The sequence below is a fragment of the Chelatococcus asaccharovorans genome (genome assembly GCF_003201475.1).
In the GTDB taxonomy this organism is placed as follows: Bacteria; Pseudomonadota; Alphaproteobacteria; order Rhizobiales; family Beijerinckiaceae; genus Chelatococcus; species Chelatococcus asaccharovorans.
Genome location: NZ_QJJK01000008.1, coordinates 30395 through 45560 on the forward strand (window position 1 = coordinate 30395; position 15166 = coordinate 45560).

Genomic DNA, 15166 nt, shown 5'->3' on the forward strand with positions numbered 1-15166 from the left:
TCTTTACCGCAGAGTTTGTCTTTGCGTTCAGGCGGCGCCATTTACCATAATACCTTGTGAGACACACAAATGATGCAAGGGATGCGAAAGATATCCGTCGCATAACGGATCACGCTGGTCCGGCAAAGCGCATCCAGACGAAGGAGCGCTTATCGCATTAATATGGCCGTCTTTTGCGTCGTGCATGATGTTGATAAGCGCTATCGTGACCATCTTATGTATCGGTAATAGCAAACATTAGGGCGGTTGGCGTGCTATCGTTCCGTGGAGCCTCGTTCTGGAAGCGCCTGAGACGTCGAGCTTTGGCTTTCGACTCGAAGGTGGATTCGAGCCTCTACGATGCCAGCCGCGATTTCAACGAGGTTTGGCTGCGCATCTGCGCCTATTCCGACCGGCTCCGCGTCCGCGGCATCGCCCGCATCGCCAATGAATTGGCCTGTGAAGGCCTGACGCTTGGGCTCGCCGGTGGTGTCGTGCTGGTGGCCCTCGCCATTCCCGCCTTCCGGGAAACAAGCGAGGACTGGCTGAAGCGCCCCGAGCTCGCCGTCACCTTCCTCGACCGCTACGGCAACGAGATCGGCAAGCGCGGCATCCTCCATGACGACACGCTGGCGATCCAGGATATACCGGACGTCTTCATCAAGGCCGTGCTCGCGACCGAGGACAGGCGCTTCTATGACCATTTCGGCATCGATGTCATCGGCACGTTCCGCGCCGCCTCCGCCAATGCGCGCGCCGAGGGGGTTGTGCAGGGCGGCTCCTCGATTACCCAGCAATTGGCCAAGAATCTCTTCCTGAACAACGAGCGCTCGCTGGAACGCAAGGTCAAGGAGGCGTTCCTCGCGCTCTGGCTGGAATCGCGGCTGACCAAGAACGAGATCCTCAAGCTCTATCTCGATCGTGCCTATATGGGCGGCAGCACCTTCGGCATCGTTGCCGCGACCGAGTTCTATTTCGGCAAGTCGGTCAAGGATCTGACGCTGCCCGAGGCTGCCATGCTGGCGGGGCTGTTCAAGGCGCCCTCGAAATTCGCCCCCCACGTCAATCTGCCGGCGGCGCGCGCCCGCGCCTCGGACGTGCTGAGCAACATGGTGGCCGCGAATGTGCTGAGCGAGGGCCAGGCCGAGATGGCCCGGCGCAACCCGGCAACGCCGATCGACCGGCGCCGGGAGGTCAGCCCCGATTACTATCTCGACTGGGCTTTCGAAGAGGTGAAACGGCTGGCGGACGAAGGCGCGTTCGGCCAGGAGCGTGTTCTCACGGTCAAGACGGGCCTCGACATCTTCGTCCAGCACAGCGCTGAGAGCGCAATGGAGGAAAACCTGCGCCGGGACGGCAAGCGCTTCAACGCCAGCCAGGGGGCGATGGCCGTGCTCGAGCCTGATGGCAACGTACGCGCCATGGTCGGCGGGCGCGACTACGGCGCGAGCCAGTTCAATCGCGCCACCAATGCGCTCCGCCAGCCCGGCTCGTCCTACAAGCCGTTCGTCTATACCACGGCACTCGAAGCCGGGCTGTACAAGCCCAATACGATCGTCACCGACGCGCCCGTGTGTATCGGCAACTGGTGCCCGAACAATTACGGCCGCTCGTATAGCGGCTCGATGCCGCTGGTGACCGCGCTCGCCAAATCCATCAACACGATCCCGGTCCGGATGTCGCTCGCGCTCGGCAAGGGCAATGCCAAGATCGGCCGCGCCAAGATCATCGAGATGAGCCACCGCATGGGGCTCACCACCAATCTCGAGGACACGCCCTCCCTGCCGATCGGCGCCGGTGTGGTCACCGTTCTCGACATGGCGTCGGGCTATGCCGTGTTCGCCAATGGCGGCAAACGCGCCAAGCCCTACAGCGCCATCGAAGTGCGCAACGGGCGCGGCGAGGTGATCTGGCGGCACGACAGCGAGGCCCCGCCCCAGCAGATCATCGCGCCATCGGTGATCGCGGACATGAATTTCATGCTGCATCGGGTGGTGGAAGGCGGCACGGGCGGCCGGGCCCGCCTGCCCGGCCTCGTCGTCGCCGGCAAGACCGGCACGACCAATGCTTATCGTGACGCCTGGTTCGTCGGCTTTACCGGCAATCTGGTCGCAAGCGTGTGGCTCGGCAATGACGACTATACGTCAACGCGCAATCTGACCGGCGGCGTTCTTCCGGCGCAGATCTGGCACGATGCGATGGCGCCCATCCTTGTCGGCACCGAGCAGAAGCCGCTTCTCGGGATCGACGTGAAACCCGGCGCCGCCGAGAAGCCCGTTGCCGCCAATACGCCGCCTGCCGCCGAGAGCGGGCGCGGCGGCCCCATGACGCTTTCGCGCCGGTCCTACGAGGCGCTGAACGACGTGACCGATCTCATCAAGGCGGCCGGGCCGAGGCAAAGGGCCGCCGGAGCGCGCATGTCCAAAGGGGCGGGCGATTTCGGTGCCGCCGCCACCCCTGTCGCGATGCCCTGATCTCGCTTTTGGTGGTTTTCCTTCGGTCGCAGCCGAACCGCACGATCACGTGCGGTCAAGCCAACTCCACGAGCCCATCAGCGTGCAGGGATTACGCCATCGTGCCGGTGCGGCCGGGGTTGACGCTCGCGGCGCCCTCCCATCTTGATGACGGGGGCTGGTTCGCTCCATCCCGTTCCCGATTCGCTTGCCGCTGACACGTCCATACCCGTGCGCTCATTTCTTGCCCTGCCCCTGATCTTCGCCATAGGCGCCGCCACCGGGCTCGGTTCGGCCTATTTCGTCGTGAGGGGGGACCCGGCCTTCGGAGCCGTCCAGGCCGACCAATGGGTCACGTGGCCGGATCTCGGTTCGATCAAGATCGACCCTTACGCGCTTGCCACTCTCGCACGCTCGGCCCGCATCCCGTTGGCATCCGGAGAGGGCTTTGCGTTCACCGCCCGCACGGACGAAGCCGGCCGGCCGCTCGACAGCACCTGTCGCTATTCCTTGTCGGGCCATCCGCCGCGTGCGCGCGCCTGGACGCTGACGGTCTATGACGCCCATGGCGAATTGGCTGACAACCCGTTACAGCGCAACGGATTTACGTCGCGCGAGCTGACACATTCGGCGGACGGCAGCATCAGCATCAATCTCGCGCGTGAGGCAACCGCCGGGGACTGGCTTCCCCTGCCCCCCACCCGGGCCTTCACTGTGGTCCTGCGGCTCTACGACACCGCCCTCTCTCCTACGGCCGGCTCCATCAGCACTATCAGTCTTCCCACCTTGAAACGGACGGCTTGCTGATGGGCCGCATTCTCAGCTCGTTCATGCTCACTTTGATTGCGGGACTTCTTCTCGGCGCCGCGGTGCATATTCTGACGATCTTTGCCATTCCCCATCTGGCGGAGCGGAATGCCTACGCCCGCTTCGGAACGGCGAGCGGCGCGAGCGACCTGCTCTTCCCCGGCACGGAGGGCCGCCCACCATTGCCACAGCCCGATCCAGCCGTTGCGGTCGCCGCATGCTCATTCGATCTCAGCAAGGGCCCCATGATCGCCTCGGCCAAGCTCGATGCGAGTTTCGCGTCGTTGTCCGTTCATGCCCGCGGCGGGGAGGTGCTCTATGCCGTCACCGATCAGGCTGCAACCCGCGGCCAGGTCAAGCTCACGCTGATGTCGCAGGCTTATTTCGACGAATTCGTCGCGGATAGCGAGGACGCGACAACCAACGTCTTGCGGCTTGTCACGGCGGAAACCCGAGGTCTCGTCGTCATTCGCGTGCTCGCAGCATTTCCCACCGAAATGGCAGATGCCAGAAAGGCCGCGACGAGCCTCGCCTGTACACCGCAGCCGTCCGAAGCGCAGCTTTAGGCCAAGTCCGTCTCGTACGGATTTGCTCCGGGACAGAACCGAGGAGACGCGCCGCAGCGACGGGTCCAGCGATCAGCGCGCATTTGTATTGCGATGGGGTGCGGTCTTCTTGTCGCGCGGCTGCAGCTTCTGGCTGCTGTTCTCATGCCGCTCATAGTGGACGCCCATGAACAGCAAGAGCTGAGCGGGTTTGTCGGGCTTCACTGCCGGGCGACGCATCCGAAGCTTGAATGCGGCCTGTTCTCTCAACTGAACAACTTGCCCCAACCGAGTACCGGCAATTTCATCCATCGCGGCCTCCGTACAGCGACCCGGAAACGGGTTGCGTCCGATCCTCTTTAGGAATCGTACGGCATGGTTAAATGTTCCTTAAATGCAGGTGACACAGCCTGCAAAAATACAATCAGAAATTGCACCCACGCTCTGCAACTGCCGACCCACGGGCCCCTGCCCTAGAATAGTCGTTGCGAATCAACAGACTTAAACCATCCGCCTGCGGGAACATCTGCGCGGAGACGGGGATGATGTGTTGATCAGCTTCCCCGAAACGCGCGTCGATCGAGAATGAGCGCTGTTGAACATCTTTCATCCGGACTTTCGCGCCAGGCGTACTAGCGACCTCAGGCGCGTTGGCTACTCCCTGGCCAGCGTCAGGAAGTGGCGGGCCTGCCGGTCTTCAACCTCGACGATCCACAGATCGGAATCGAAAGCGATCTCTCGGCGCAGCTTCTCTTCCGCGGCGAGCGGGCTTGCGTCATCCAACGGAACCTGGAGAAAGAAGCGCTCCTCGGGCTGGTCACCCGTCAGGCTCTGCGGGGCCGGTCCATAAAGCGCGCAGGTGCCATCGAGGGCGTCGACCTTGACGAAGACGGCACCGGCCTCGGCCGCTCCGCGACGGCGCAGCACGGCGTAGGCGCCCTCGACGGAACAGCGCCTGATATAGGCGGAAACCCAGAAGTCAGATCGCAGCCGCATGGCCGTGCTCCCGACCTGCGCTACTCGACCGGCATGCCGCTCGCGGCGGCAAGCGCCTGAAGCGTACGCGGACCGAGCTCGCCGGTCGGCGGCAGGCCATGGTCCTTCTCGAAGACCTCGATCGCCTTCTGCGTGGCCGGCCCCATCAATCCATCGGGTTTGATGACATAGCCAATCTTGAGCAGGGCTTTCTGGGCGTTGAGCAGCACAAGCGATGCCTGGGGCGCTGCTGGCGCCGGGTTCGTTGAGCCTGTCGAGGCCGGCCCGCCGCGAATGAGCTCGCCGATGAGATCGGGACGCGCGGGCGGCTGTACTGCCGCCACCTCACGCGACGCGGGGGCGGCGCGCTCGGGCCGGCTCGGAGGCAGGACGACAGCCGGCGGAGCGGGTGCCGCGACCTGCTGGGGCGGTGGCGAAGGCGCGACGGGCGTCTCCGCATGCACAGGCTGCGGGGCGGTATGCGACGCGGCGCGCCCCCGATCGGAACCGAATAGAGGGGCCGGATGCTGCCCGGGCTGCAGGGCCAGCGCGTTGACGATGATGAAGGCCGCGCAACTTGTCATCAACAAGGCGGTCAGCGCCGTTGCAGGCCGCCGGACAAGCGGCATCGCCACGACCTTGAAGATGGCCACGGGACGCATCGCGCCGGCGGCCACCGCGAGGATCGATCGCGGCTGAGTCGTTTTCGCCGCCTTCCCGCGCCCGCGGCGCGTCTGGCCGCCAGATTGGCCCCGCGATTTTGCCGGGGGGCTGTCGTAGACCCTGAAATCGTGATCAGAACGAGCTAGAACTTCACGCACGACGCCTCACAGCCTCTTTTTCACGGTCGTCCTTGGGACGGTTGGTCCAGGGCATGGTCAGCCCGATATCAAGTCGTTGGCGCGAGGGCGTGATCTCTGGCACAGCACGACAGTCTTGCGGCAAAGACACTGTGACAGTCGTGCCTTCACCGGCCACGCTCGCGATTTTGATCGTCCCATGGTGCAGCGATACGAGCCCGTTGACCACGGACAATCCAAGCCCCGTGCCTTCGTAGGGCCGGTCGTAGGAGGAGCGTGCCTGGAAGAACGGCGCGCCGAGCCGCGGAATATCCTCTTCCGCAATGCCGATGCCGGTATCCGCGACGGTCAGCACGAAGCGCTCGCCCTCAACCTTCGCGCTCACGCAGACTTCGCCGCCGGGCGGGGTGAATTTGACCGCATTGGCGATGAGATTGAGAACGACCTGCCGGCAGGCGCGCTGGTCAGCCACGAGGACATGATCGTTGCGCTCGAATTGCCGCTTGAGGGTGATCTGGGCGTCCTTTGCCTTCAATTGCATGAGATCGCAGCAATCGTCGAGAAGAGCGCTCGCATCGAAGGGCTCCAGCTCGATCTCGAAATTGCCGGCCTCGATCCGTGACATATCGAGCAGCATATTCACCATCTCCAGGAGATGGCGGCCGGAATTCTGCACGATCATCGCATATTCGCGCTGTCGCGCCTGATCATGCGGCGACAGCGCGGGGCTGGCGAGAATCTCCGAGAAGCCGATGATCGCGTTGAGCGGCGTGCGCAGCTCGTGACTGACCGTTGCCAGGAAGCGGCTCTTGGCTTCGTTGGCGCTCTCGGCCTGGGCGAGGGCTTCGTCGAGCTCCGCCTCATGCTGCTTAAGCCGCGTGATGTCGCGCGTCACCGCGACCACTGCGTAGGTGTCGTCCAGGAGGTCACCGACGGAATCCTCGGCGCGCTTGACGTTCATCTCCACCCAGATGAACCCTGCCGATCCCGCCCCGGCCTCGCCGTGCCGCGAGGTCACGTTGAGCCGGAACTGCACATTGAGCGGCCCCGGACAGAACACGGCATCCGTGAGCGTCTTGATGAAAGCCGGACGGTCGGCAATATGCACGAGATCGAACAGGCCGCGCCCATAGAGCCGCCGCGCGCTGAGGCCGGTCAAGGCCTCGGCGGCCGAACTCACGAAGACGACCGAGCCGCTGCGATCGTGCCAGGTCACGAGATCGCCGATGGTCTCCAGAACCACCTGGTCCCGCGCATCATGCTGGGCGATGACCGCGCGGTCCTTGGCCTCCCGCCGGCAAACCGCGAGCGCCTGGGTCGCCACATAGCCGATCGCCGCCGAGGCGCAGAGCGGCATCATCAGGCCCGGCTGCACGCCACCGGCCTGGATGAGACCGAGCGCCTGCAGGAGCGCCACGCTGAAGGCCGCGACAACGCCCATGAAGCTCGAGGCGAGCACGAGCCGTGTCGAGCCGGAGAGCAGCGCTTCCACCGGCAGGGCCACGAGGCAGATCAGCGCCGGCGAGGTGGTGCCGCCGGAAGCGGTGGCCAGCACCAGAACAAGCAATGCAAAGGACGCCGACGACAGGCCATAGGCCACGTCGAGCCGACCGGTCTGCGACAAAAGCACAACGGCACCGATCGGCGCCGCGAGGAAAATCAACACGAGGAGCTGGGCCAGCGACGGCACCCCGAAGACCGCGAGGTAAAGCGGCAGCGCGGCCAGGGCGACGAAGGCGACGATGAGGCGCGTGACGATAAAATGCTCGTGACGCGCGCGCTCGTCCTCATCCTCCCCGACGGAGGGATGAATGAGGCTGGCCAAACGTTGACGCATCGACAATGCTGACATCAAGGCGGTCACGGTCGTTACACGCGCGATAGGCGTGCCCCTGTCCATTGAGTCCCCACAATCGCAGGTGCGGCTTAAACGAACGCTAAGAAACGCTTTGCATGCTTCCGGGATAAACGCGTCGACGCGTTAACCCCTGCTCAGGACGCGCGGATCGAGACCTGCGACCGCGCGCCCGGCTTGAGGCATAGCAATCGGGCCCTGAAGAGACCGGCATTCCCGCCCGCCTGGAGACATGACGTGAGCGATTTCTCATGAGCTTCTTTTGGCGCTGCGCGCTCTGCATCGCGGCGATCTACTGGTTCTCGCCTGTCCACGAGCAGGACCACGATGCACGGCACTCCGGTGCCGCAGCCGCCGCCGTGTCCGATGCCGCGATAACCGGCAGCGTCGGGAAGGCCGGCCTGGCGGGCATCCTGCAGCCCCGCCCCACGCGCGCGGATGACCGCCTCCCACTCGCAACCACTGCCGAACAGGCCGCACGCCTCCTGAATTCACTGGACGCGGCGACCCGTCGCCGCCTGATCGATGCGCTGATTTCCACGCAGACCAGCGGCGAGACCAAGACACCGCCGAAATGAACGGCTTTCCGTTCAGACCCGCGCGCATCGGAAAAAAGGCCATCGCTTGCACAGGGACAGGCGAGAGCGCTCTGGCCCTTTTTGCAGAATGAGCCCATATCAGCTCTGATCCCTGCGACGGATCGCGCCTTGTAGCCGGTGCCGTCCGCCAAGGGTCTCAATCGGAAACCTGAACCAAGGATAGTTGCATGCAGCCGCCGCTCGACGAGATACTCGACAATTTCGAGTTCCTCGACGATTGGGATGATCGTTACCGCTACCTCATCGAGCTCGGACGCATGCTCGAGCCGTTGCCGGACGCAGCGCGCACCGATGCCAACAAGGTGCGCGGCTGCGCGAGCCAGGTCTGGCTGGAGACGACCATAGCGCGCAACGCCGACGGCGAGACAGTGGTGAATTTCCGCGGCGACAGCGACGCCCACATCGTCCGTGGCCTTGTCGCGCTCGCCTTTGCGATCTTTTCCGGCCGCACGGCAAGCAGCATCATCGAAACCGATGCGCTCGGACTGTTCAAGACGCTCGGGCTCGGTGATCATCTGACGCCGCAGCGCTCCAACGGCCTGCGCTCCATGGTCGACCGAATCAAGGCCGACGCGCGCGCCGCCCTGGCCGAAGCGACAGGCTGAGAAGAGCCCCCGAACAGCCCCCCGCCCGAGGCCGCCAGCCCTCGAGAAGCCCTCATATCAAAGCGCGAAGATGCTGACGCATCCGCGCTTTGGCGACGCTCAGACGCCGCGCGGGCTTGACCAGCGTGCCATGAGTCGCGCTCATCGCACGCCGGTATCAAGCCTCCATGCGATCGATGGGCGCATGCCAGCGGCGTATGGCGCCGGACGCCGCCTTTCCCCGCGCCTCGGCCGAGAGACCATAGACCTCGGCCAGCCGCCTCAGGGCCAGTTTCAGGATGACCTTGCCGGAGCGCGGAGGCCAGCCGCGCTCGCGCTCAATGGTCTCCAGGCCCTTCAGAAAGCCGCAGACATCCATGAGAAGGCCGGCAAAATCCGAACCGACGGCCTGAAGGGCGCGTCGGGCGCGCTGCCGCGCGGCGATCATCGTATCGGTGGCAGCGGCCGGGCCATGCCCGCCCTGCCCAGCGGGCCCGGCCGTCCAATGCATGGTGACCTTGGGCACGAGCTGGGCGATCGTCAGATCCGCGCGCAGCCGCTCGCCGGCCTCGAAACAAACCGCATCGACAAAAGGCTGCCCGTTGCGGTCGCGACGCGCCCGGAGCCAGGCGAGCGGACTTTCCCCCTCGTCGACACGCACCGTCTGGCGGGCGCCTTCGACCTCCAGTGTCCTTTCGGCGGTATCGAGGTGCTGGCTGATGAAACGGGCCTCCGGCTCTGCGGCCCGCCTGCGGAGATGCGCCACGCCAGCCGGCGTGATGCCGAGCGCACGCCGGGGCCCTGCCCCCTCCCAGCGCGCGAGATCATGCGCGACAAGCATGCCGGCCGCAGCAAGAGGGAGGCGGCCGGCGCCGAGTGTCACGCCTTTGCGGTCCATGAAGAGGGTGATGTCATCCGGCATCTCCGCGAGCTGACGGGCGCCGGCGCCTTTCGTCGCGAGATGGGTGAGCAGGCGCATCGCCGCCCCGGTGAGTTGCCCCGTTCCGTTCGCTCGATCATCAATTCGCATCGTGCATCCCAACAATGTTCATGATATGTTCTATCGGATAATCTCCCCGGCGGCGGTACGGCCAACCGCTTACGGGCAACCAATCGTGAGATATTATGAATATATTCCTATTTTAAAAATTGCAACAAAAAAGGCGCCGACCGAGAGGCCGACGCCGAGAGGCAGACTTTACCTTCGCCCGAGAGAAGACGTCGGAGGGTGGCAAACCCGCCACCTACCATCTTCCCTCAGACAGGGGCACGGGACAAACCGCAGGAAGAACCATGGGAACGGGATTGTCGTCGCCGTCCTTCATCAGGCGCATCCTGGGATTGGCGATGACGGCTATCCGCGCCCGCCGCGCCGTTTCCGCCGCTGCTGGCCGAGCCCCATATCCTTGGCAAGTTGCGAACGTGCCTTGGCATAATTGGGTGCAACCATCGGATAGTCGGCGGGCAGCCCCCATTTTTCGCGGTATTGCTCCGGCGTGATATCATACTGCGTGCGAAGATGGCGCTTGAGCGACTTGAACTTCTTTCCATCCTCAAGACAAATGATAAAATCCGGCGTTATCGATTTCTTGATGGCGACGGCCGGTTTCGGCGCTTCAATCGGATCTTCCGACGGAGCGTCGATAACGCGTGCCAAAGCGGCATGCACATCGCCGATGATCACAGCCAGTTCACTGGGCGAAATAGTGTTGTTGCTTACATAGGCCGACACGATGTCAGCCGTGAGTTCGACATAGTTGGGATTGGTACCGGCATCGTTCATCACAGGTTGTTTCCCCTTTCCACCCCAGTCCCTGCCAGCGATTTGTGGCGGCCCCACGCGATAAGCGACTTGAAAATCACCGCAGCGGCGGCGCATCCAAGCACGTCACGGTACGCCAAGTAATTATTGGATAATACTTGCAAAATCAATGCAATAAAACATTTCATACATATATTATCGATCAGATTATCTATATATGAATTCGTAGTTTTCGGCGATAAGCCGCTTTAAACTAAACAATAAATTGGAAAAGCTCGGACGCGATATATCTCTCCGCCCCAGGCAGAGCGTATTGCTCGCGTGCGTCCCGCCTTCATTGCCCTATTCGCGCCGGCGGGCGGCATGGCATCCGCAGCCATCCTTGCCGCAATACATTGGTATGGCGTGCCCCGAAGCGCTCCAGCCTGCCAAACTCCGGCGGAACAGGGTACGCTCGGAACGCCTGGCGATCTCCGTCCCTGATTGCTGTGAACCGAGCAGCGCCGCGCCGTGAATGACGGCTTCACACGCCGTAATCCCATGCTCTAGTAAAGCGGCATCGCCAGTGCGTGGATGGGCCGGAAAAGCCCGCTCGCCGAGCAACCAGGAGGCTTTCATGAAACGCACCCCGCCCCTCGCCGAGCCGCCTGCGACGCCCACAGCCCCGCATGAGGTTGTGGTCCATGGCGTGACGATCCGCGACGACTACGCCTGGCTGAAGGCCGACAACTGGCGGGAGGTCCTGGCCGATCCATCGACCCTGCCGAGCCACATCCGCGCCCATCTGGACGCGGAAAACGCCTATGCCGACAGCATGCTGGCCACGACCGCCGCACTGCGCAAGACACTCGTCGCCGAGATGCGCGGGCGCATCCGCGAGGACGATTCCAGCGTGCCCGCGCGTGATGGCCCCTTCTATTACTACACCCGCTACCGCGAGGGCGGGCAGCATCCGCTCATCTGCCGCGCTCCGGCGCCGGTCGGCGCGCCGGCCCCTGCTCCCGGCGGCCGCGACGACGACACAGACATCATTCTCGACGGCGACGCCCTGGCTGCGGGCAAGGCCTTCTTCGACCTGGCCGAGACCGTCCAATCCCCGGACCATAGCCGTCTGGCCTGGTGCGCCGACGACACCGGCGCCGAATTCAACGTCATCCGCGTGAGGGATATCGCCTCCGGCCGCGACCTCGACGACCGCATCGAGCAGGCCTCCGACGATATCGTCTGGGCCGCGGATGGAACGGCGTTCTACTATGTGCGACTGGATGAGAACCATCGCCCCTGCGAGGTGCGGCTGCATCGCCTGGGCATGCCGGCAGCCGATGACGCGCTGATCTTCCGCAGCGATGATCCCGCCTGGTTCGTCAATCTCTCGCAAACCCAGTCGCAGCGCTTCGCCGTCATCTCCGTCAGCGACCACGAGACGTCGGAAGCCCATCTCCTCGACCTCCACGAGGAGGCGCCCCGGCCATGCCTCGTTGCAGCCCGCGAGGAAGGCCTCCGCTACGACGTCGAGCACCACGGCGACGGCCTGTACATCCTGACGAATGCCGACGGCGCCGAGGATTTCAAGATCGTCACGGCACCGGTCGCAGCCCCCGCACGCGCCAATTGGAGCGACGCGGTGCCCCACCGCCCGGGCATCTTCATCCTCGCCCAGCTCGTCCTTCGCCGTCACCTCGTTCGGCTGGAACGCGAGAATGCCCTGCCGCGCATCGTCATCCGCACGCTGGCTACCGGCGAGGAGCACGCCATCAGCATTCCGGAAGAGGCCTATAGGCTGTCGCTCGGCGAAGTTTTGGAATTCGATACCGACCAGTTGCGCTTCGTCTATTCCTCCATGACGACCCCCAACGAGACCTATGACTATGACATGGCGAGCCAGGAGCGCGTGCTGCGCAAGCGCCAGATCATCCCGTCGGGCCATGATCCGGCCGCCTATGTCACGCGCCGCCTGTTGGCGCCTGCGCCGGATGGTGAACTCATACCGGTGTCCATCCTCCATCGCCGGGGGCTCGCGCTCGACGGAAGCGCGCCCTGCCTGCTCTATGGCTACGGCGCCTATGGCCATGCGCTATCCGCCGGCTTCAGCGCCAACACCCTCTCCCTGGTCGATCGCGGCTTCGTCTATGCCATCGCCCATGTGCGCGGCGGCAGCGAAAAAGGGTGGCATTGGTATCTCGATGGCAAGCGCGACAAGAAGCCGAACACCTTCTCGGATTTCATCGCGGTGGCCCGCCATCTCGTCGGGACCGGCTATACCGCGGCCGGACGAATCGCTGCCCATGGCGGCAGCGCCGGCGGGATGCTGATGGGTGCTGTTGCCAACGACGCGCCGGAGCTCTTCGCCGCGATCCTGGCGGAGGTGCCCTTCGTCGACGTGCTGAACACCATGCTCGACGGCGACCTGCCGCTCACGCCGCCGGAATGGCCGGAATGGGGCAACCCCATCACGGACGAGGCCGCCTTCGCGCGCATCCACGCCTATTCGCCCTATGATCAGGTCAAGGCGCAACGCTATCCGGCCATCCTCGCGCTCGGTGGACTGTCGGATCCGCGGGTGACCTATTGGGAGCCGGCGAAATGGATCGCCCGCATCCGCGCGACGGCCACGGGCGGCGGACCGTTCCTGCTGCGCACCAACATGGACGCCGGCCACGGTGGCGCGGCCGGCCGCTTCGATCGCCTCGACGAGGTGGCGCTCGTCTACGCGTTCGCCTTGGGCGTCGTCCAGGGGACGTTGCCCTCTTCCGTCTCCTGACGGTCGTCCCCGGAGGATACATCGCCGGGCTCGCCGCTTTCGCCGCCCTCTTCGCTCGCCGCGACATAGGCCTTGAGTTCGTCAAGCGAGCCGAAGCGATAGGTGCCGCGGCTCGTCTCCGCCTCGATGGAGCCATCGGAGAACATGACGTAGAGATTGCCGCCCGCACTATAGGTTCCGACCACGGTCGGCACAGGATCGGGCACGAAATCGGAGGACGCGGGCTCGTCCTCGACCGTCAGTTCCTCGACAACCTCGGTTGTGCTCTCCAAGGTTGCGTATTCCAAGGCCTCGGTCTCGGCAGGCTGCAGCGATGGCGTTTCCTGTCCGAGCGAAGCGTCGCGCTCGGGCAAGGCCTCCTCGCCCCCGCGCCGTCCACCGCTGAAGAAATCATCATCATCGGTCCCCGCGATGGCAGGGCGAACCGGCTCGCGATCCTCATCGGCGAGCGGCGCAGTGGTATCCACGGGGAGCCTGTCATCATCGGGGGCCGAAGACCGTTCCTCCGGAAGATAGGCGCGCTCCTCATTGACCGGCGTCATGCCCCGCCAGGGCGCCTCGCGCGTGACGGCGTCGTCCCCGCGAGGCTCACCCCCTGCTGACAGGGCGTCATCTTCGGTCGTCACCGGCGTGTCGCGATGCAGCTCTTCGCCGGCGAAGGACCGATTGGGCGTCACCGCCAGCGCGGCCGCGGCTATCCGGGCAGCACGCTCCGCGTCCGTCTCGGCGGTTGCCGGCGGCTCGCTGCGCCTGCGGAACAGGGACCAGCGGGCTTTGCGTTCGGCCGCGGCCTGCTCCGGGGTCTGCTCCGGGGTCTTGTCGGGGGCCGCAGCGCCAGACAACGCCATGTCGGGCGCCGCCGCAGCGGCGCTGTCGCCCGCCGGCGGAACATCCCGCGAGACGGCGAGGTCGGGGAAGGCGGGGCGCTCCGGCTCTGGCTCGGTGACGCCAGATGGCCCGGCGCTGGCGACTTCGGCTGCGCTGTCTTCGAAACCGACGGCGTCCCGCTCTCCACTGGCCACAGTCTCACGCGGCGGCTCGTCAGGTGCAGCCGCCTCGGGTAGGGATTCTGGCGCCGCTGGCGGCGTCGTACGAGAGAAGCGCGACGGCGAGAACCAGGATGGCATCGATGGACGCGCGGCCTCCGGCGCACTGACAGCCGGCGCGGGTTCGACCGCCGGAGTCCGCTGGGCTGTGAGATCGCGGAAGAAGGCATCCCGATCGACGGCCGGCTCACGGCCGCCGGCACCGACTCGCGCCGCCGCGGCAGGCTCCTCGGTCTTCTCATCCGCCGGGAGGCTGGATACATCCTCCTGCGCGATGTCTTCGGCAGGCTCTTCGGCAGGGGCGGACTTTCCGGCTTTGGCCGGAGCAAATTCAAAGCTTGCGGCGAAGGCTTCCTCGACCGAAGCGAGCGCCCGATCCAGCCCGGTGCGATCCGGACCGGCATCGGCCATAGGAGCGGGCATTTCTGGCGCCGCGGGTGCCTCGCCACTGACGGCATCGGCCCTGCGCGTTGCCGCCGCGACGACGACGGGCGCCGCCGTGGCGAGCGCCGCCGTGGCAGCTGCACCGGCAATCGAGCCACGGACGGCCGCCGGCACCACATCCGCGACCGGCGCCAATGGTGCAGGCTCCAGAGCCGGCCGGACGGGTGGCTGTGCATGCTCCCCGCCACCCTCGCGCGCATCTGCGGCCGAGACGCGCGGCAACGCGTCATGCGCGGCCTCTCTACGCAGCGCGTTAACACTTTCGTAACCGGCCGCGTGTTCTTCATGGGAAGCGCCATCGGCGCGGTGGGCATGCCGATCCGCCTCCTCCCACTCCTCCGGCTGGTCATAGGTCGCGAGTTGCATGGGAAGTCTGCGGATCTCGCGGATAAGAAGCGCGATCCCTATGAGCAGCGCACCGCCGGTCGCCACGACGCTGCCGGCGATAACCATCGACCAGCCGCGCTCGAGGACGATAAATCCCATCCCGGTCGTCACCGCGGTGACGCCGCCGGCCACCATTAAGCAGCCCACCAGCAAGCAAATCACGACCATC

The 15166-nt window shown here is 65.0% G+C and carries 13 protein-coding genes; 6 read left to right on the forward strand and 7 right to left on the reverse strand.

Features of this window, described 5'->3' with window-relative positions:
- Positions 1 to 302 precede the first annotated feature (302 nt).
- From C7450_RS19105 to C7450_RS19115, 3 genes are all read left to right on the forward strand, one after another.
- Positions 303 to 2453 (forward strand): transglycosylase domain-containing protein, encoded by a 2151-nt coding sequence (locus C7450_RS19105; RefSeq protein WP_342588527.1) that lies wholly within the window; start codon positions 303 to 305, stop codon positions 2451 to 2453.
- A 210-nt stretch (positions 2454 to 2663) separates the two neighbouring features.
- Positions 2664 to 3239 (forward strand): DUF1214 domain-containing protein, encoded by a 576-nt coding sequence (locus tag C7450_RS19110; RefSeq protein ID WP_170147322.1) that lies wholly within the window; start codon positions 2664 to 2666, stop codon positions 3237 to 3239.
- On the forward strand, positions 3239 to 3805 hold the full coding sequence (locus C7450_RS19115) for a DUF1254 domain-containing protein (RefSeq protein ID WP_110376064.1): 567 nt from the start codon (positions 3239 to 3241) through the stop codon (positions 3803 to 3805). Before C7450_RS19110 ends, C7450_RS19115 begins: the two co-directional genes overlap by 1 nt.
- Before the next feature lie 72 nt (positions 3806 to 3877).
- Here C7450_RS19115 and C7450_RS33620 read toward each other — a convergent pair whose 3' ends face one another.
- From C7450_RS33620 to C7450_RS19135, 4 genes are all read right to left on the reverse strand, one after another.
- Positions 3878 to 4096 (reverse strand): hypothetical protein, encoded by a 219-nt coding sequence (locus C7450_RS33620; RefSeq protein ID WP_146227400.1) that lies wholly within the window; start codon positions 4094 to 4096, stop codon positions 3878 to 3880.
- Between the two features lie 342 nt (positions 4097 to 4438).
- Complete coding sequence (locus C7450_RS19125; RefSeq protein ID WP_110376066.1) at positions 4439 to 4780, reverse strand: DUF1491 family protein; 342 nt, start codon at positions 4778 to 4780, stop codon at positions 4439 to 4441.
- A gap of 20 nt (positions 4781 to 4800) precedes the next feature.
- Entirely contained in the window at positions 4801 to 5412 is a 612-nt protein-coding gene (locus C7450_RS19130; RefSeq protein WP_170147323.1) for a peptidoglycan-binding domain-containing protein, read from the reverse strand.
- Between the two features lie 160 nt (positions 5413 to 5572).
- Positions 5573 to 7396: a PAS domain-containing sensor histidine kinase gene (locus C7450_RS19135; RefSeq protein ID WP_170147324.1), complete on the reverse strand. Its 1824-nt coding sequence runs from the start codon at positions 7394 to 7396 to the stop codon at positions 5573 to 5575.
- Positions 7397 to 7665: 269 nt separating this feature from the next.
- On the opposite strand from C7450_RS19135, the gene C7450_RS19140 reads away from it, so the two are divergent.
- Both C7450_RS19140 and C7450_RS19145 read left to right on the forward strand, forming a co-directional pair.
- Positions 7666 to 7992, forward strand: a complete 327-nt coding sequence (locus C7450_RS19140; RefSeq protein WP_110376069.1) for a hypothetical protein — start codon at positions 7666 to 7668, stop codon at positions 7990 to 7992.
- Between the two features lie 188 nt (positions 7993 to 8180).
- Positions 8181 to 8618, forward strand: coding sequence for a SufE family protein (locus C7450_RS19145; RefSeq protein WP_110376070.1), 438 nt, complete (start codon positions 8181 to 8183; stop codon positions 8616 to 8618).
- Between the two features lie 157 nt (positions 8619 to 8775).
- On the opposite strand, the gene C7450_RS19150 is transcribed toward C7450_RS19145, so the two are convergent.
- Complete coding sequence (locus tag C7450_RS19150; protein ID WP_110376071.1) at positions 8776 to 9627, reverse strand: DUF6456 domain-containing protein; 852 nt, start codon at positions 9625 to 9627, stop codon at positions 8776 to 8778.
- 324 nt (positions 9628 to 9951) lie between these two features.
- Positions 9952 to 10380 carry a Ros/MucR family transcriptional regulator gene (locus C7450_RS19155; protein WP_110376072.1) on the reverse strand — a complete coding sequence of 143 codons (429 nt, stop codon included), beginning with the start codon at positions 10378 to 10380 and terminating at the stop codon, positions 9952 to 9954.
- 595 nt (positions 10381 to 10975) lie between these two features.
- Between C7450_RS19155 and C7450_RS19160 the strand changes: the two genes are divergently transcribed.
- The gene (locus C7450_RS19160) at positions 10976 to 13120 is read left to right on the forward strand and encodes a S9 family peptidase (protein WP_110376073.1); all 2145 of its coding nucleotides are present in this window, start codon (positions 10976 to 10978) and stop codon (positions 13118 to 13120) included.
- Here the strand turns inward: C7450_RS19160 and C7450_RS19165 are convergent.
- A complete protein-coding gene (locus tag C7450_RS19165; protein ID WP_110376074.1) occupies positions 13066 to 15165 on the reverse strand; it encodes a hypothetical protein in 2100 nt (699 codons plus the stop codon). The genes C7450_RS19160 and C7450_RS19165 overlap by 55 nt on opposite strands.
- Between the last annotated feature and the right edge of the window lies 1 nt (position 15166).